Source organism: Telluria beijingensis (genome assembly GCF_030770395.1).
Lineage (GTDB): Bacteria > Pseudomonadota > Gammaproteobacteria > Burkholderiales > Burkholderiaceae_D > Telluria > Telluria beijingensis.
Genome location: NZ_CP132480.1, coordinates 1,419,266 through 1,435,975, shown reverse-complemented (window position 1 = coordinate 1,435,975; position 16,710 = coordinate 1,419,266). Strand labels below are relative to the sequence as shown.

Below are 16,710 nucleotides of genomic sequence, written 5' to 3'. Positions count from 1 at the left end.
CTTGTTTTACGTGTGCGCCACCCAAAAGGGAGAGCATGGCCATAGGCATGGGTAGCTCATTCGAAATATTGAACTACATCCCTCGACCCACCGCCGCCGCCTCTCTAAATACCACCCACATCTTCGGATTTTCGCTTACATTATCCACGAGCTCGAGTAGATCTTCATGAAACGTTAGAATATCTTATCAAGGGGAGAGAGATGCAGATTGTAGCCAACCTCGAATTGCTAAAAGCAGATGTCAAGAAATCGATTGGAAATTCTCAACGGCATCGCAACAGTGATAGGCAAAAATTCACCTTGATTTCTGTTTGTGCAGGCATTGCTTCGGCAGTAGCTACCCTCAGCATCGGACTGGTCAAATATTCCCCGCCAGCATACGAAAATTATATGGGTGCGATCGCGTTATTGACTAGCGCTTCAGTCTCAGTGTTTCTCGCTTGGGATAACGTTTTCAACCATAAGAAATTATGGATTAACTCGGCCACCACATTACATGAACTATATGAACTTCAAAATGATATCGCCCATTCCGAAGCGGAAGGCAAGTTAGTTCCACAAGATATGATTAATCACTTCTACAACCGTTACCAGAATGTGCTCAGAAACACCAATTCCAGATGGCTTAAAATCCGGGAATAATATGATTATCTTAATGCAGCACGCAAATTACTATTGGGCCTAAAATGTCCGAATCAAATCAACTAGAATATAAGGTGCTTATTGACTCAAGATTTTTAATAGTGACAGGATCGTCGCATCGGTCAAAGAATATCAGGCAACCTTGAAGCAACTACCTATCCATCTCGCAAAACCGCGATGAAGATTGGCTTGGTCGGCGGGATCGCGCAAGAACCCCGCCAGCACCCGCTCGAACAGCACCAGGCTGTCGCGATAGCATTGCTGGCGCATGGCGCCTGGCTTACGTAGGAATTTGAGCACGAAATAATCGGCCAACAGGTCGCCCTGGGCTTCCATATTGTAGTCGGCCAGAGTGGCGTCTTCATCCAGGGTATAGCCGTAGGACAGGCCGATTCGGAAGGCCCCGCGCAGCCGCACCGGATACCCTAGCTGATGCTGCCACACGTGCACCATCTCGTGCATGAACCAGTGGATCGCCGGCGGATCGCCGCGCGTATAGTCCGGCAGGAAGCAGGACTGATGAAAATACATGCTGCCGTTCGGCGTCATCGCGCAGTTGCGCGGCTGGAACGGCATGTAACGCCGGTTGTAGATGCGCACCCGGCGGTAATCGATGGCGTCGCCGAACAGCAGCGACGCCATCGCGATCTCGCTCTCGCTCAAGGGGCGGAAGCGCGATCGCATCGGCGCGTTTTCCTGTCGATCAGGCGCGCAGCGCGGCCGCCGCCTTCGCCAGCTCGGTGATGCGACCCCAGTCGCCGGCCTGGATCGCATCCTTCGGCGTCAGCCACGACCCGCCCACGCAGGCCACGTTCTTGCAGGCCAGGAAGGCCGGCGCGGTGTCGATCGAGATGCCGCCGGTCGGGCAGAAGGTCACGTCCGGCAGCGGGCCGCCGATCGCATTGAGCATGCCGACGCCGCCCGCCGGCACCGCCGGGAACAGCTTCAGTTGCCTGAATCCCTGTTCGCGCGCCGCCATCACTTCGGATGGGGTCATCACGCCCGGTAGCAGCGGCAGGCCGCTCGATTTCGCGGCCGCGATCAGCGCCGGGGTCAGGCCCGGCGAGACGCCGAACACGGCGCCGGCGTCGCGCGAGGCGGCGAATTCTTCGGGCGAGGTCAGGGTGCCGACGCCGACGATGGCGCCGTCGACTTCGCTCATGGCGCGGATCGCGCCCAGGCCGTGCGCGGTGCGCAGCGTGACTTCCAGCACGCGGATCCCGCCCGCAACGAGAGCTCGAGCAAGTGGCACGGCGTGGTCGGGATCGTCGATGGCGATGACGGGGATGACGCTCGCCGAGCGCATGATCTCAAGTAGGGTCATTGGTTGGCTCATTGGTGGCTCACTTGTTGGTCTTGAAAAGATGGTCTTCGTCGGAGCCGGGGATGATCTCGCCGGCGTCAATGCCATCGTGCAGCGGCACGACGGTCTGTTTCGGCGACGGCAGCGGGAAGGTGGCGGCACCCTCCTCCGCCGCGCTGATCGAGTTGCGGAACATGGCGAACAGCTCGCGGCCCATGCCGATGTGGCTCTTGCTCAGGTCGGCAGTCGCCTGCTTGCGCTGCGCCCAGACATCCGCCGGCACCAGCGCTTCCATGACGCCGGTATTGGCGTCGACGCGGATCATGTCGCCGTCGCGCACCAGGCCCAGCGGGCCACCGGCCAGGATCTCGGGCGACACGTGGATCGCCGCCGGCACCTTGCCGGACGCGCCCGACATGCGGCCGTCGGTGACCATCGCCACCTTGAAGCCGGCATCCTGCAGATTGGCCAGCGCCGGGGTCAGCGCGTGCAGTTCCGGCATGCCGTTGGCGCGCGGGCCCTGGAAGCGGACCACGGCCACGAAGTCGCGGTTCAGCTTGCCGTCCTTGTAGGCGTGCATGAAGTCTTCCTGCGAATCGAAGGTCAGCGCCGGCGCTTCCACCGAGTAGTGTTCTTTCTTGACCGCCGACACCTTCATGACGGCGCGGCCCAGGTTGCCCTTCACCAGCACCATGCCGCCATTGTTGTTGAACGGGTTCGAGGCCGGGCGCAGCACGTTCTCGTCGCCACTCACCGGGGTGGCGTCGCGGAACACGACCTTGCCGTCTTCGCCCAGGAACGGCTCTTTACAGTGATTGCGCAAGCCGTGGCCGAGGATGGTGTTGACGTCTTCATGCGCCAGGCCGGCGTCGAGCAGTTCGCGGATCACGAAGCCCGGGCCGCCGGCGGCCTGGAAGTGGTTGACGTCGGCATCGCCGTTCGGATAGATGCGGGTCAGCAGCGGCACCACTTTCGACATCTCGTCGAAGTCGTTCCAGTCGATCACGATGCCGGCCGCGCGCGCGATCGCCACCAGGTGCAGCGTGTGGTTGGTCGAGCCGCCGGTGGCGTGCAACGCGGCGATGGCGTTGACGATGCTTTTCTCGTCGACGATATGGCCGATCGGCATATAGCTGCCGCGCTGCTGCGAAATCTCGACCGCGCGGTGGGCCGCGGCGGCGGTGAGCGCGTCGCGCAGCGGCGTGCCCGGCGTGATGAAGGCCGAACCCGGCAGGTGCAGGCCCATGACTTCCATCAGCATCTGGTTGCTGTTGGCGGTGCCGTAGAAGGTACAGGTGCCGGCGCCGTGGTAAGAGGCCGATTCGCCCTCCAGCAGCTCTTCGCGGGTGGCCTCGCCTTTCGCATAGCGCTGGCGGATCGCGGCTTTCTCCTTGTTCGAGATGCCGGTGGTCATCGGACCGCCCGGCACGAAGATGCCCGGGATGTGGCCGAAGTGCAGCGCGCCGATCAGCAGGCCCGGCACGATCTTGTCGCAGATGCCCAGGTACAGGGCGGCGTCGAACATATTGTGCGACAGGCCGACCGCGGTCGCCATGGCGATGGCGTCGCGCGAAAACAGCGACAGCTCCATGCCCGGCTGCCCCTGGGTCACGCCGTCGCACATGGCCGGCACGCCGCTGGCGAACTGGGCCACGGCGCCGACTTCGCGCACGGCTTCCTTGATCACTTTCGGGAAATACTCGAATGGCTGGTGCGCCGACAGCATGTCGTTATAGGAAGAAACGATCGCGACCGACGGCTCCTTGTGCTCGCGCAACTTGAGCTTGTCGTTGGCAGGGAAGGCGGCAAAGCCGTGGGCCAGGTTGGTGCACGACAGGGCGCCGCGCTGGACGCCCTTGATGCGGGCCGCTTCGAGATGTTCGAGATAAGCCGCGCGCGAGCGCTTGCTGCGCTGGATGATGCGGTTGGTGACCTGTTCGACTACGGGGTGGAGCGCCATGTTCGTTCCTTCCTGAATTTAGTATCTGAAATTTTACTACAAATTGGCCGACTGCGCTCATTTCCTCCCACTTTCTCTATAGGGATGAGCTATCTCCCCGACACATGAAGCGGGTGGAGAAAATCCAGGGGGGAAGATGCGCGCACCATTTTTTGTAGTGAATTTACGCGCAGATGATTGTATTATTCGATAATCTGCTATTGACAACATTGTGCCACGCACCAGGACCCCATGCGCCAGCCTCCTTTGACCAGTACCGCCAGCTTCCAGGCCCTCTCCCACCACGCCGATACCGCCAGGACCTGGCAAATGCGCGAGCTATTCGCCGCCGACCCGGACCGCTTCGAGCGGTATTCGGACGAGGCCGCAGGCCTCTTCCTAGACTATTCAAAAAATCGCCTCGACGGGCGCACGCTTGAACTGCTCGTCCAGGTCGCACGCGAACGCGGCCTCGAGGCGCGCCGCGACGCAATGTTCGCCGGCGAAAAGATCAACAACACCGAGAACCGCGCCGTGCTGCACACCGCCCTGCGCGCACCGCGCGGCGCGCAGTTGACGGTCGACGGCCAGGACGTGAACGCCGACGTGCACGCCGTGCTCGACCGTGTAAAAACCTTCACCGACGCCGTGCGCAGCGGCGAGTGGCTGGGCCATACCGGCAAGCCGATCACCGACATCGTCAACATCGGCATCGGCGGCTCGGACCTCGGCCCCAAGATGGTCGTGCTGGCCCTGCGCCACTATGCCCATCCGCGGCTGCGCATGCACTTCGTGTCGAACGTCGACGGCCACGACATGGACGCCGCGCTGGCCCAGGTCGATCCCGAGACCACGCTGTTCATCGTCGCTTCCAAGACCTTCACCACGGCCGAGACCATGATGAACGCGCAGACCGCGCGCGCCTGGTTCCTGCAGGGCGCTCCCGAGGACGCGCTGGCGAAGCACTTCGTGGCCGTCTCCACCAATACCGAGGCCATCAAGACCTTCGGCATCGATCCGGCCAATATGTTCCCGTTCTGGGACTGGGTCGGCGGCCGTTACTCGGTGTGGTCGGCGATCGGCCTGCCGGTCGCGCTGGCCGTGGGCTTTGGCTACTTCAAGGACTTCCTGGCCGGCGCCCACGAGCTGGATGAGCACTTCCGCACCGCGCCGCTCGAGCAGAACCTGCCGACGCTGCTCGGCCTGATCGGTTTCTGGAACCGCCAGTTCCTCGAGTGCGCCTCGGTCTCGATCGCGCCGTATCACCAGGACCTGAACCGCTTCCCGGCCTACCTGCAGCAGCTCGACATGGAGAGCAACGGCAAGCGCGTTACACGGGACGGAGAACCCGTTGATACCCCGACCTGCCCGGCGATCTGGGGCGAGTGCGGCACCAATGGCCAGCACGCCTATTTCCAGCTGCTGCACCAGGGCAGCGACGTGACGCCGATGGATTTCATTGCCGCCCTGCGTCCAGCCCACGAGATGGACAACCACCACACCGCCCTGCTGGCCAACTGCTTCGCCCAATCCGAAGCCTTCATGAAGGGCAAGACGGCGGACGAGGTGCGCGCCGACCTGCAGGCCCAGGGGTTGACGACGGAAGAAATCGAACGCCTGACGCCGCACAAGACCTTCCCCGGCAACCGTCCGAGCAACACGATCCTGATGGAGCGCCTGACCCCGTCGACCCTGGGCGCCCTGATCGCGCTGTACGAACACAAGACCTTCGTGCAGGGCGTGATCTGGGATGTCAACAGTTTCGACCAGTGGGGCGTTGAGTTGGGTAAAGTGCTGGCGAAGAAGATCGAGGCCGAGCTGGCGGGCGAACCCGCACCCGGCCAGCACGACAGTTCGACCAACGGCCTGATCGCCCGCGCCAAGGCGGCTTTCTGACACCCTCACCATCACACTATGGCAACGGACAAATTTGAAGTAGTACACGACGCGCCGATGCTGGTCGGCGAATCCGCGATCTGGCACGAGGTCGAATCGGCGCTGTACTGGGTCGACATCGAGGGATTGACCGTCAACCGCCTGCATGCGGCGAGCGGCAAGTTCACGTCGTGGAAGATGGGCTCGAACCCGTCGGCGCTGGCGATCGACGGCAACAACTGCCTGGTCGTGGCCACCCGCCATGGCCTGCTGCGCCTGAACACCACCGACGGTTCGGAGTCGCCAGTGGCGGACGCGCCCTACGATCCCGCCAAGGTGCGCTTCAACGACGGCCGCGTCGACCCGGCGGGCCGGTTCTGGATCGGCACCATGTACGAACCGCGCGACCAGCCGGCCGCCGAGATGTACGTGCTGGACAAGGGCAATCTGCGGCGCGCCTGGAGCGGCGGCATGACCAATTCGAACGGCCTGGCCTGGAGCCTGGACGGCCGCACGATGTACCATGCCGACACCACCACCCACCGGATCGACTGCTACGACTTCGACCCGGCGACCGGTGAACAAAGCAACCGCCGCACCATCGTCACCTTCCCGAGCGACAAGTCGGCGCCGGACTACGGCGGCCGGCCGGATGGCGCCACGATGGATGCGGAAGGCATGTACTGGGTCGCGATGTTCGAAGGCGCGCGCATCCTGCGCATCGCGCCGGATGGCGAGGTCGTTCGCGAAATCAAACTGCCGGTGAAGTGCCCGACCTCGGTCGCCTTCGGCGGGCCAGACCTGCGCACCCTGTACATCACCAGCGCCAGCCATGGCCGTTCGAAAGAGGAGCTGGAACAGTATCCGCTCAGCGGCAAGGTGCTGTGCCTGAAGATGGATGTGGCGGGGCGCGAAGAGCCCGAATACCGCATCTGATTTCGTCGCTCCTGTCCGTATGGACAGGAGCGTCTACAGCTCGCGCTTACGGCTCGATATCGCAGATCCGGTTGCGTCCTGCCGATTTCGCCTGGTACAGGCGGCGGTCGATCCGGTCGAGGAACACGCCTGGCAGGTCGGCCTCGCCCGGAATGATGGTTCCCACGCCCATGCTGGCCGTGACCACGCGCCCGACGCCCGAACCGGCGTGCGGGATCGCCTCGTGCTTCAGCAATTTCTGGCAGCGCTCGGCGATGCCGCGCGCCGCCTCCGCGCCGGTGTCGGGCAACAGCAGCACGAATTCCTCGCCGCCGAAGCGCGCACACAGGTTGCCCGGTTGCGCCGCACCCGCCGCGAGTGCCTGCGCCACGCGCCGCAGGCATTCATCACCCTGCACGTGGCCGTAGTGGTCGTTGTATTGCTTGAAGTAGTCGATGTCGATCATCGCCAGCGACAGCGGCTTGCCCTGCTCGCGCGCCCTGGCCCACTCCACCGCATACAGCGCGTCGAACATGCGCCGGTTGGCCACGCCGGTCAGGCTGTCGCGATACGACAGCACCTCGAGTTCGCGCTGCAACTGCAGGATCTTGTCTTCGGCCAGCTTGCGCTCGGTGATGTCGAACATGAAGCCCACCAGCGCCTCGACGCTGCCATCCGGCTTGCGCACCACATGCACGACGTCGCGGATCCAGACCTGCTCGCCGTCAGCCGTCAAGGCGCGGTAGTCGGCCTCGTGATCCACGCCGCGCTGCGACTGCGCCACGCAGAAATCCACGGTCTTCTGGCGGTCTTCCTCGTGGATGCGGTCGGCCCAGTCATGCACCGACAGCCAGCTGGAGGGACTCCAGCCCAGCAGCTGCTCGATCTGGGGACCGATGTAGGTGAAGCGCATCGTTGCCCAGTCGATGCGCCACGGGATCGCGCGGGTCGACTCCAGCAAGGTGCGGTAAACGTCGGGATCCTCGCCCGACACCGCTGGCCCGGCTTGCTGGCTGAACGTCGATGCGGGAATCGTCGCTGGCGGCTTGTTCATTCCGGTTTTCCTCCCGTGGTCATTTGCTCGAATACTCCGTCGCGCCTGATCCAGGCATGGAACAGGGCCGCGCCCAGGTGGACCAGGATCGTGATGAACAGCACATAGGCCAGCACCCCATGCAGCGGGCGCAGGAAGCCGTACAGGACCGGGCTGTGGGGCAGGATCGGCGGCAGGTGGACGCCGCCGAACAGTTCGACCGGGTAAGCGCCGGCCGACAGCATGGCCCAGCCGATGAGCGGCATGGCGAACATCAGCCCATACAGCAGCCAGTGCGAGGCGGTGGCCGCCATGGCCTGGATGCGCGGCAAGTCGGCCGGCAACGGCGGCGGCGGGTGGCGCAGGCGATTCGCCAGGCGCACGATCGCCAGCAACAGGATCGCCAGCCCGAGCGGACGGTGCAGGTCGAGCAGCGCCTCGCGATACCGCAGCGACACCACCATGGCGGCGCCGACGAACAGCATGGCCAGGATCGCGACAGCCATCGACCAGTGCAGCACGCGGGCCAGCAGGTTGAAGTGGCGTGGATGACTCATTGTGCGCTCCCGGTCCGTGCCTGGCCGCGGCTGATTTCACGTTCGCGGCGGTTGAACGATTCCGAATAGACCGCCGAGCGAGCATGCAATACCGGATCGCCGGTGGCCACGATCCCCTTCGGCAGGATCAGTGGGTCGAAGTTCAGGTCGAAGCAGGGTCCGCCGGCCTGCGCTTCGGTGCGGGTCAGCGTCAGCGTGCCGACGCGGGTCTCGGGCCGGGTATCCGGCCACGGCCTGGAGGGATCCTCGATCGGGTCGCCAGGCGCGGCAAACTGCATCACCATGTCCCATCGCAGCGGACCGGCGGCCAGCCGCCGGTCGAGATCTTCGGCCAGGAAATCGCGGCTTGCGTTCTTGAGCCGCTCGGGATCGGCGGCCACGAACGGCGCATGCGGGCGCATCGACCAGCGCACGACGCGCTCCCTGCCCTGCGCATCGACCAGGCGGAAGGCATTGACGCCATTGAAGCGGGTATTGGCCAGGCTGTCGGGCGTCGGCGCATCCTTCGACCATGCCATGAAGTTGGCAATTTCCGGATGGCGCGCCAGGACCGCCTTCATCTTCTCGGGATCGGGTTTGCCGGTGGCTGGGTCCGGCAGGCGGGCGACATTCAGCGCCTGGAAGCCTTCCGGCGTGGACGATGCGAAGAACGGGAAGCTGTTCATTGCCAGCCGCCACTCCTGCCCGTCGTCGGTTTTCAATTGCAGCGCCATGCCGCGCACGGCGGCCTTGTTGTCCGGCGCATGGGGATCGTTGCCTGGATTCGAAAAGCGACCCAGCACGGGCGTCGAGGCTTGCGAGAACACGCGGGCGCTGGACAGTTGCCCTGCCGCGGGCGTTGGGACAAAGCTGCCGACAATGCAGATGCCCTTGCTGTGCGCGCGGCGGAAACCCGGTTGCGGCGAACCCGATGCCTCGGCCGTATCGGCCATCGCCTGGGGTGTGACGCCCTTGCCGCCGAACCAGCCGCCGACCCAGGCAAACAGGATCGCCACGAGCGCGACGATCAGGCCGATCGGCAGCAGGAGCAATAAAGGACCGCGGGGCGATGAAGGTGCAGGCATGAAGGACCACTTTCGACGGAGAGTTCGCAGACTGATGGCGTGAGCGTCCGCCGGCGCATTGTCGCATGATCACCGGAAATTATTCGCGATGAATGCGCTATCGTGCAGTGTTGTAAAGATCGAGAGAAATTCCATCTTGGCACTCTGAATGTCAATACGGCAATCTATAATATGAGGTTATTTACAACAATCATTACAAAGAATCATGAATCAACGGAAAACACGCGCTGGCGCGCTTGCGGCCGGAATATTGGCATTGGGCCTGGCAGCCTGCGGCGGCGGATCGGGCGGCGGGGGCGGCGCAAGCCCCGCCAACAACACGGCAGGCAACTGGCTGACCTTCGATCCGGGCGCACCGAGCGCCACCCAGTTTGAAGGGGAAAGCACCAGCGTGATCCTGACCGCCAGGGCCAGCCGGACGTTTTCCGTACCCTTCAATGTCGCGATCATCGATCCCGCAGGCGTGATCTCCCCCCAGGTCGATATCTCGGCGCAGTCGCCGCTGGAATACCGCGCGGCGCTGCAGACCTCGCGCACCCTGCGCGCGGGGGACCATTCCACCATGCTCGAAGTACGGCTGTGCGAAGACGCGCCGATGACCTGCGCCAAACCGCTTCCGGGCTCGCCCTGGCGCGTGCCGCTGAAGGTCCAGGTCAAGCCGGTGGCGCAAGCGCAGGCGCGTGTCACCCTGGTGACGCCGAGCATCAGTGTCACGACCTATCCGGGAGAGTCGACCGACTTCACCGTCGAAGCCAGGCTCAGTACCGACCTGATGACGCGCAACGTCTGGATCGCGATGTTCGACCCGTCGAGCATCACCAATGCCGCATCCAGCCAATGGACGCAGCAGGCGAACGGAAACTACGTGTTCAAGCTGGCGACGGCGACCAGCAATGCGCTCGCAGCCGGCACCTACACCAGCAATCTCGAACTGCGCGTGTGCGAGGATGACGCGCGCGTATGCCGCCGGCCGGTCGCCGGCTCGCCGTGGATCGTGCCGCTGTCGTTGAAGATCTTGTCGCCAAACAACCTGACCGCCCTCGCGCCGGTCGAGGGCGTCGGCGCCTGGAGCACTTACCAGGGCAATGCCGCCCACACTGGCTTCGTGGCGGCGAATTTCGATCCGGCCCGGTTCTCGCGCCGCTTCAAGGTGGAAGCGCTCGGCAATTTCGCAGGCAATTACAAGTCCGCAGCCATCGACAACGGCCGGGCCTTCTTTGTCCGCAGGACCGCCGGCAACCGCGCGGAATTGGTCGCGGTCTCCGAGGATACCGGCGAACTGGCATGGAAAGTCGACATGGGTACGCTCAACCAGGTCAATCCGCCGGCCGCGGCGAATGGCCGCGTGTACCTCACCTCGACCGGCCATGGCGATTCCTTCCTGTGGGTGTATGACCAGGCCAGCGGCCAGCAACTCAGGAAAGAAACCCTGAGCTCGCAATGGCCAAGCTATTCCGCGCCGACGCTGTTCGGCACCGATGTCTACACCATCAATGGCTACTACGGCGGCATCTCGCGGTATGACGATGCACAAGGCGCCTTCAAGTGGCACGGTCTCGGCGTCGCCTACGAAGGCTGGAGCCCGAGCACCGACGGACGCTTCGTGTATGCCTACAGCACGCCCGACAACATCCTCAATGTGCTCGACGCCGCCGACGGCAGCCTGGCCTATTCGATCGGCGAGCGCTACCCGTACAGCACCTATTTCATCTCGCGTCCCGTGGTCCTGACCGACACGGCCCAGGCTCTCGTCGGCGACGGCAACCTTGCCGCGTTCGACCTCAAGACCCGCACGCGCTCGTGGATCGTCGACGGCGCCAGCATCGGCACGCCCGCCTATGGCAATGGCGCCATCTACACGCTCGGCGCCAACGGCAAGGCGTTCGCGGCGCGCAGCCCCGCGACCGGCGCGCTGCTGTGGGAGGTCATGCTCGACGATGCCAACTACACCGACATCGTCGTGACCCGCAACCTGGCCTTCGTCAGTTCGGAGAACACGACCCAGGCGATCGATCTCGCCACGAGGAAGGTGGCGTGGACCTATCCGCTGGGCGGCAGCATGGCGATTTCGGCGCGCGGGGTGCTGTACATCCTGACCTCGTCGGGCGCGCTTGCCGCGATCAACCTGCGCTGACGCCTAGTTCGGGATGATGGGCGCTGGCGGGTACGCCAGCCCCTCGAACATCAGGTCGCAGATGCCGGCGCGTGCGCCATGCCCCGCCGCGATGCCCTGCGGCGCGATCGCCAGCGCCGCATCGTCCGGCCCGACCATCGGCCACGCCGGCAGGCCGTCGCCGTTCGGGTCGCCGTTGCGAATGAAGTTGGCCCAGTAGCGCTGCACCGGGGGCCAACCCGCCTGCGGCGCGTGATACACATAGTCCATCTCGGTGGTGTGCTCGGGCGGCTTGCCCGAGCCGGGCGCGCCGAAGCCGAATTCATAGCGCCACACGCGCGTCCCGGCATCGCGCATGCGGTGCGCCAGCCAGCGCGCCGGGCAACGGAACCAGGCATCCGTCATGAGCTGTGTCGGCACGCTGCCCAGCACCGGATCGGCGGCCGGCGAGATGCCGTCGCGAATACCGTACCAGGCCAGCGCCGCGGGCGCCTTCGCGCCGAATACCGCGCGCACCAACACCGCGCCGGTATCGGGCTTGCGATCGGCGCCCAGCTCCTGCGTATTGCTGCCGATGAGGATGGCGATGTCGCGACCGACGCCACCGGCATGGGCTTGCGCGTAGCTGTGCGGCAGGACATGGCCGTCCACGTTTTGCTGTTCCCAGGTGAAGCTCGGATCGACGCCGTGGGAGACCGGCAGGTTGGCCGCCGCCGCGTTGATCCGCTCCGCCGGCAGGCTGCGCAGCGCAGCAAGGCCGGCCGCGCCCCGGGGTAGCGCCAGCCGCTCGAGCAATGCATTTCCCATCGCTTCGCTGTGCGACGCCGGACGCGGCGCGCCTGGCGCCGCCGACTGCAGGATGGCGCGCTGGAACAGTCCCCTGGCCAACGGCGAATACGTGAGGAACAAGGCGTCGGTGGCGCCGGCCGAGCTGCCGCTGATGGTCACGCGCGCCGGGTCGCCACCGAAGCTGGCGATGTTCGTCTTGACCCATTCGAGCGCGGCGACCTGGTCGAGCAGGCCGTAGTTGGCCGACGAGCCATGCGGATCTTCCTGGCGCAGCGCGTCGAGTCCCAGGAAGCCGAAGGCGCCAAGCCGGTACTGGATCTTGACCAGCACGATGCCCTCGCGGTGCAGCGCGTCCTGCGCCAGGCTGCCGGCGCCGCCGGCGGCATTCGAACCGCCGTGGATATACACCAGCACCGGCAAGCGGGCCTGTCGATCGAGCGTGGGCGTGCGAACCGCCAGGCTGAGGCAATCCTCGCTCGCGCCCTGCATGAAGGCCTGGTTCCAGCCCGCGTCGCCCTGCACGCAGGCCGGCGCCTGGCGGCTGGCGTCGCGCACCCCGGTCCATGGCGCGCGCGGGGCCGGCGGTTTCCAGCGCCGCTCGCCGTCCGGCGCGGCGGCGTAGGGAATGCCGTAGAAGATGGTGCTGCCATCCGGCATGGCCAGCCCGGCGACCTTGCCGCCGGAAACCGTGACCTGCTGCGCCATGACGGCCGGCAAGTGCAACGCCAGCAAGATGCCCAACAGTGTGTGCGAGGACCACGACATGCTTCACTCTCCTGAATTGAATCGGACTTTGCCCACCCGAACCGAACAGCCGTGCCCGTAAGGCTGTGCTAAGGTCATAACACATTTTCGACCGCTAATCAGGCGCAATTTGCGGGCCGCGCGCGATCGCCTTGCCGCGGCCCGTTTGAAAGGACATCGAATGAACCGTTTCAATGGCAAGACCGTGCTCGTCACCGGCGCAGCTTCCGGCATCGGCCTGGCGGCCGCCCGCCGATTCCTCGATGAAGGCGCCAGCGTCGTGATGCTCGATATCGACGAGGCCAAGCTCAGGGAAGCTGCCGCCGGCCTGCCGCAGGATCGCGTGCTGGTACAGGTCGGCGATACCGCCGACAAGGAGACCGCAACCGGCGCCGTCAAGGCGGCCGTCGACCGCTTCGGCGGGCTGCACATCCTGGTCAACAATGCCGGGATGGCGACCGAGGGCGACATCATGGGGACGAGCGAGGAGGACTTCGAGCGCGTCATGGCGGTCAATGTCGCCGGCTACTTCCACATGGCCAAGGCGGCGATGCCCGAACTGGTGAAGGTGCGCGGATCGATCGTCATGACGTCGTCGGTGTCGGGCCTGGGCGGCGACTGGAATATGTTCGCCTATAACACCTCGAAGGGCGCCGTCAGCAATATGGTGCGCGCGATGGCGATGGATGCGGGGAAGGATGGCGTACGCGTCAACGCCGTCAACCCGAGTTTCACCAGGACCGGGATGACCGAGGACATGGTGAACGATCCCGAACTGGTCGCCAAATTCAGGGAACGCATGCCGCTCGGCGCGCCGGAAGATCCGGAGGGCGTTGCGGCCGCGATGGCCTTCCTGGCGAGCGACGATGCGCGCCTCATTACCGGCGTCAACCTGCCGGTGGATGCGGGGTTGATGGCCTCGAATGGGCAGCCGCCGCAGTAGCGCGGGCGGGGTCGCGAAGTACGCACGTCATTCCCGCCCTCGCCGGGCGCCTTGGCGGGAATCCAAGTAACGTCAAAGAATGCTCATGCTCTTGCATAGCCTCAGCCTTTATCGGAGCGCGATTTTTGAGCCGCTGGTCCGCTGCACTTGGGTACCCGCCTGCGCGGGTACGACGTGTTTTTCGCTATAGAGGGTCGCCTTTTCGGGATCCGAATTTGTTCCGGACACCAGTGCGCCTTCGCGGGAAGTCGTTACCTCCAGTGAAGGTAACGACGTGGTGGCTATCCTTAACCTAATGGCTTTAAGGCCAGTGGCCTGAATGACGAACGCCCACGCGTTCAACCAAAGTGCGCGCGGCGCGGCGGCGTCATTCGTATGTCTACTTGCCGCGAAACCGACGATCCAGGCTGGCTTCGATGTCCTTGCCCAGCCGGTCCAGATAGCCGGGCCCGCGCTCGGCCTCGATCCCCGCGATCATCGTCTTGTTGAAGTCGTTCCGGTATTTCTCGAACGCTTCCTCATAGACATCGCCCGTGACCGACACTTCGATGCCGTGCCGCCGATACAGGCGAACACGCTCCTCGTCCCTTTTGCCTGGCGGCGGCCCCGGAACCAGCAGCGCCGGGGTCTTGTTTGCCAGGCACAGCCTGGCCCTGGCGACGCCATCGTCCGCGCCAAGCTGCTCCTCGCGCATGACGATCAAGTCGGTGCAGGCGACGCGGGCGCGCGGATCCCTGACGTCGGTCAGGCTCACGCATGCCAGCCGCTGCTCGAAACCGGCAGGCAGCCTGGACCAGCAGCGCGCGGCATCCGGCAGCTTCCTGAATCCGAAAGCACCCTTGTCCAATGCGGCTGAAAGCTGCAGCATGGATGCGCGGCGCCCGTTGGTCGCTGCCCGTAGCAAAAAGTGGGCGCCCTCGTAGGGACCGGCTTTCAATGCGCGCCCACGTGGACCGAGAAACAGCTGGGCGAGCCGCTCCTGTTTTTCGGCGTCGCCCGCGTCGGCCTCGAAGCGCCAGGCCTGCAACGTACCGGCATCGTTCAGCGCATCCTGCCACTGCGCATCAAGCGTGGCTGCCTGCACGACACAGGACAGGATACCCAGCAGTATCCCGGCCACCAGTCCCATTGTCGATTGCATCGTTTTCTTCATGTCTCGCGTCCGGCCCGTCCAATCATCCGCGCGGAGTCATACCCGATCCGCACCGCCCCCCAGTGCTTACCCTGGAACACGATCGGCATCGACAAATCATTGATCACCTCTCCCGTATCGCGCAGATAGGTCTGCAGCAGGAACGGCTCGCGGTTCTTCGCCAGCCTGATCCCCACCGGATCGTCGAAGATCCGTTTATTGCGGCAATACACCAGGTCATGCTCGCGCTGCCCGGTCGACGGCCGCGAGAACTTGGTGTTGTGGGTCGGCGCATAACCGCGGTTGTCGACCGCCAGCGCATAGGCCGCCCCTGGCAACTCGTCCAGCACGCGATCGAACAGCTGCTGCAGGTCGCGCTCCACCGCGCGGTCGTACGAGGTCGTGAAGCGCGGCGGGTCGGATTGCGGGATCGCCTGGTAGCGCTGGTCGAAGATGTTCGCGCCGCCCGCCGCATGCCGGGTCAGGCAGGCCAGCACGTCGTCGCGCAGCGCGGTGGTGGTGTCGACCAGCGCGTCGAAGGCCGTGCCGCCGGTGCGAAAGCCCGCCAGCACGCCCTGCAACTCCTCGGTCGCCACCCGCACCTCGTCCACCCGGCGCGACGCATCCTGCATCGTGGCCTCGGAACTGGACGCGTTCTGGGCCACATCTTCCACGCGCGCACTGATCTGCTGGTTGACGCCGTCGAGCGACTGCATCGCCGCCGCCATCTGGTCGACGGTGGCGGTCATGCGCTCGAAGTCGGCGACGAAGGCCGTCAGGTGGCTGGCGGCGCTGCCGGCCTCGCGCGCCGAGACGTTCACGCCATCGAGGATGCCGGCGGTGGCGCCGGAGGTCGACGTCACCAGCTCGCGCATGGCATTGCTGGCGGTGGCGATCTTGACCGCCTCCAGGTTGACCACCTGCGACAGGCGCCGCACTTCGGAGGCGACCACCGCGAAGCCGCGCCCGGCCGGGCCGGCGCGCGCCGCCTCGATCGCGGCATTGATCGCCAGCAGATTGGTCTGGTTGGCGACGTTCTCGATCACGGTGCCGAATTCCCCGATCTCGCGCAGGTGGCCGACCAGCCGGGTCACGGTGTCCGAAAAGCCCTGCACCTGCTCCTCGATCAGCCGCATGCGGCGCTCGAGGCTGGCCAATTCTTCCATCGACTCGCGCGCTTGCGCCAGGTTGCGCTGGGCGGTGTCGGCGATGCGCACCGTGCCGGCATTGACGTCGGCCGACAATTCGGCCACTTCGCGCGCGCTGGCCGCCAGCGCGTCGGCCGCCTGGTGCTGGCGCGCCGCCTGGGCCTGGGCCTGGTCGACTTCCTTGCGCAGGCGCGCGGCATTGATCGCGGTGCGGATGCTGCCATCGCGCGCCTTGACCACCAGCGTGCGGAGTTTGCCGGACAGGGCACGTCCCTTGAATCGCGTTTGCACTTGATGCAACGCACGTCCGATATTGCGCAACCACATCATGTCTCCTCCATCCGCTGCTCGAGTGGCTGCGATATTTTCGTCTGGAAACTATAGTCTGAATCAACGATGCTGTCATGCTCGTCCCGTGCCGCGTCGCATCCGCACCACCTCGGGCGCGCACGGCAGTTGACGGATATGGCACCATGGTGACAAGGATTGGTGCCACATGGCGAGGACGTAGTA

General features: G+C 64.8%; 14 protein-coding genes. 5 read left to right on the top strand and 9 right to left on the bottom strand.

Annotated elements, in window-relative coordinates; genetic code table 11:
• The first annotated feature begins 201 nt into the window (after positions 1 to 201).
• Positions 202 to 642, top strand: coding sequence for an SLATT domain-containing protein (locus Q9246_RS06385; RefSeq protein WP_306396336.1), 441 nt, complete (start codon positions 202 to 204; stop codon positions 640 to 642).
• 132 nt (positions 643 to 774) lie between these two features.
• Here the strand turns inward: Q9246_RS06385 and Q9246_RS06380 are convergent, their stop codons facing one another.
• Genes Q9246_RS06380 through edd form a run of 3 tightly spaced genes read right to left on the bottom strand, consistent with a single transcriptional unit; the run spans position 775 to position 3,905 of the window.
• Positions 775 to 1,326, bottom strand: coding sequence for a Rhs element Vgr protein (locus Q9246_RS06380; RefSeq protein ID WP_306396334.1), 552 nt, complete (start codon positions 1,324 to 1,326; stop codon positions 775 to 777).
• Between the two features lie 19 nt (positions 1,327 to 1,345).
• On the bottom strand, positions 1,346 to 1,966 hold the full coding sequence (gene eda, locus Q9246_RS06375; RefSeq protein ID WP_306396333.1) for a bifunctional 4-hydroxy-2-oxoglutarate aldolase/2-dehydro-3-deoxy-phosphogluconate aldolase: 621 nt from the start codon (positions 1,964 to 1,966) through the stop codon (positions 1,346 to 1,348).
• A 19-nt stretch (positions 1,967 to 1,985) separates the two neighbouring features.
• A complete protein-coding gene (gene edd, locus Q9246_RS06370) occupies positions 1,986 to 3,905 on the bottom strand; it encodes a phosphogluconate dehydratase (protein ID WP_306396332.1) in 1,920 nt (639 codons plus the stop codon).
• A 231-nt stretch (positions 3,906 to 4,136) separates the two neighbouring features.
• Between edd and pgi the strand changes: the two genes are divergently transcribed.
• Together pgi and Q9246_RS06360 are read left to right on the top strand one after the other, a co-directional pair.
• A complete protein-coding gene (pgi, locus tag Q9246_RS06365; RefSeq protein ID WP_306396330.1) occupies positions 4,137 to 5,780 on the top strand; it encodes a glucose-6-phosphate isomerase in 1,644 nt (547 codons plus the stop codon).
• 18 nt (positions 5,781 to 5,798) lie between these two features.
• The gene (locus Q9246_RS06360) at positions 5,799 to 6,695 is read left to right on the top strand and encodes an SMP-30/gluconolactonase/LRE family protein (protein ID WP_306396328.1); all 897 of its coding nucleotides are present in this window, start codon (positions 5,799 to 5,801) and stop codon (positions 6,693 to 6,695) included.
• Between the two features lie 46 nt (positions 6,696 to 6,741).
• On the opposite strand, the gene Q9246_RS06355 is transcribed toward Q9246_RS06360, so the two are convergent.
• The 3 genes from Q9246_RS06355 to Q9246_RS06345 are packed head-to-tail and all read right to left on the bottom strand — an operon-like array spanning position 6,742 to position 9,328.
• Complete coding sequence (locus Q9246_RS06355) at positions 6,742 to 7,728, bottom strand: sensor domain-containing diguanylate cyclase (RefSeq protein ID WP_306396327.1); 987 nt, start codon at positions 7,726 to 7,728, stop codon at positions 6,742 to 6,744.
• Entirely contained in the window at positions 7,725 to 8,264 is a 540-nt protein-coding gene (locus Q9246_RS06350; protein WP_306396324.1) for a cytochrome b, read from the bottom strand. Before Q9246_RS06350 ends, Q9246_RS06355 begins: the two co-directional genes overlap by 4 nt.
• Positions 8,261 to 9,328: a catalase family peroxidase gene (locus Q9246_RS06345; RefSeq protein ID WP_306396323.1), complete on the bottom strand. Its 1,068-nt coding sequence runs from the start codon at positions 9,326 to 9,328 to the stop codon at positions 8,261 to 8,263. The genes Q9246_RS06350 and Q9246_RS06345 overlap by 4 nt, the downstream gene beginning before the upstream one ends.
• Positions 9,329 to 9,533: 205 nt before the next feature.
• Between Q9246_RS06345 and Q9246_RS06340 the strand changes: the two genes are divergently transcribed.
• Positions 9,534 to 11,462 carry an outer membrane protein assembly factor BamB family protein gene (locus Q9246_RS06340; protein WP_306396321.1) on the top strand — a complete coding sequence of 643 codons (1,929 nt, stop codon included), beginning with the start codon at positions 9,534 to 9,536 and terminating at the stop codon, positions 11,460 to 11,462.
• Between the two features lie 3 nt (positions 11,463 to 11,465).
• On the opposite strand, the gene Q9246_RS06335 is transcribed toward Q9246_RS06340, so the two are convergent.
• The gene (locus Q9246_RS06335; RefSeq protein ID WP_306396320.1) at positions 11,466 to 12,995 is read right to left on the bottom strand and encodes a carboxylesterase/lipase family protein; all 1,530 of its coding nucleotides are present in this window, start codon (positions 12,993 to 12,995) and stop codon (positions 11,466 to 11,468) included.
• Positions 12,996 to 13,155: 160 nt separating this feature from the next.
• Between Q9246_RS06335 and budC the strand changes: the two genes are divergently transcribed.
• Positions 13,156 to 13,917, top strand: coding sequence for a meso-2,3-butanediol dehydrogenase (gene budC, locus Q9246_RS06330; RefSeq protein ID WP_306396318.1), 762 nt, complete (start codon positions 13,156 to 13,158; stop codon positions 13,915 to 13,917).
• A gap of 379 nt (positions 13,918 to 14,296) precedes the next feature.
• Here budC and Q9246_RS06325 read toward each other — a convergent pair whose 3' ends face one another.
• Positions 14,297 to 15,070, bottom strand: a complete 774-nt coding sequence (locus tag Q9246_RS06325; RefSeq protein ID WP_306396317.1) for a hypothetical protein — start codon at positions 15,068 to 15,070, stop codon at positions 14,297 to 14,299.
• Positions 15,067 to 16,488: a methyl-accepting chemotaxis protein gene (locus Q9246_RS06320; protein WP_306396316.1), complete on the bottom strand. Its 1,422-nt coding sequence runs from the start codon at positions 16,486 to 16,488 to the stop codon at positions 15,067 to 15,069. Before Q9246_RS06320 ends, Q9246_RS06325 begins: the two co-directional genes overlap by 4 nt.
• Positions 16,489 to 16,710: the final 222 nt, after the last annotated feature.

Coding starts and splice junctions, on each gene's coding strand:
- Q9246_RS06385 (WP_306396336.1), top strand. CDS start 202: ATGCAGATTGTAGCCAACCTCGAATTGCTAAAAGCAGATGTCAAGAAA.
- Q9246_RS06380 (WP_306396334.1), bottom strand. CDS start 1,326: ATGCGATCGCGCTTCCGCCCCTTGAGCGAGAGCGAGATCGCGATGGCG.
- eda (WP_306396333.1), bottom strand. CDS start 1,966: ATGACCCTACTTGAGATCATGCGCTCGGCGAGCGTCATCCCCGTCATC.
- edd (WP_306396332.1), bottom strand. CDS start 3,905: ATGGCGCTCCACCCCGTAGTCGAACAGGTCACCAACCGCATCATCCAG.
- pgi (WP_306396330.1), top strand. CDS start 4,137: ATGCGCCAGCCTCCTTTGACCAGTACCGCCAGCTTCCAGGCCCTCTCC.
- Q9246_RS06360 (WP_306396328.1), top strand. CDS start 5,799: ATGGCAACGGACAAATTTGAAGTAGTACACGACGCGCCGATGCTGGTC.
- Q9246_RS06355 (WP_306396327.1), bottom strand. CDS start 7,728: ATGAACAAGCCGCCAGCGACGATTCCCGCATCGACGTTCAGCCAGCAA.
- Q9246_RS06350 (WP_306396324.1), bottom strand. CDS start 8,264: ATGAGTCATCCACGCCACTTCAACCTGCTGGCCCGCGTGCTGCACTGG.
- Q9246_RS06345 (WP_306396323.1), bottom strand. CDS start 9,328: ATGCCTGCACCTTCATCGCCCCGCGGTCCTTTATTGCTCCTGCTGCCG.
- Q9246_RS06340 (WP_306396321.1), top strand. CDS start 9,534: ATGAATCAACGGAAAACACGCGCTGGCGCGCTTGCGGCCGGAATATTG.
- Q9246_RS06335 (WP_306396320.1), bottom strand. CDS start 12,995: ATGTCGTGGTCCTCGCACACACTGTTGGGCATCTTGCTGGCGTTGCAC.
- budC (WP_306396318.1), top strand. CDS start 13,156: ATGAACCGTTTCAATGGCAAGACCGTGCTCGTCACCGGCGCAGCTTCC.
- Q9246_RS06325 (WP_306396317.1), bottom strand. CDS start 15,070: ATGAAGAAAACGATGCAATCGACAATGGGACTGGTGGCCGGGATACTG.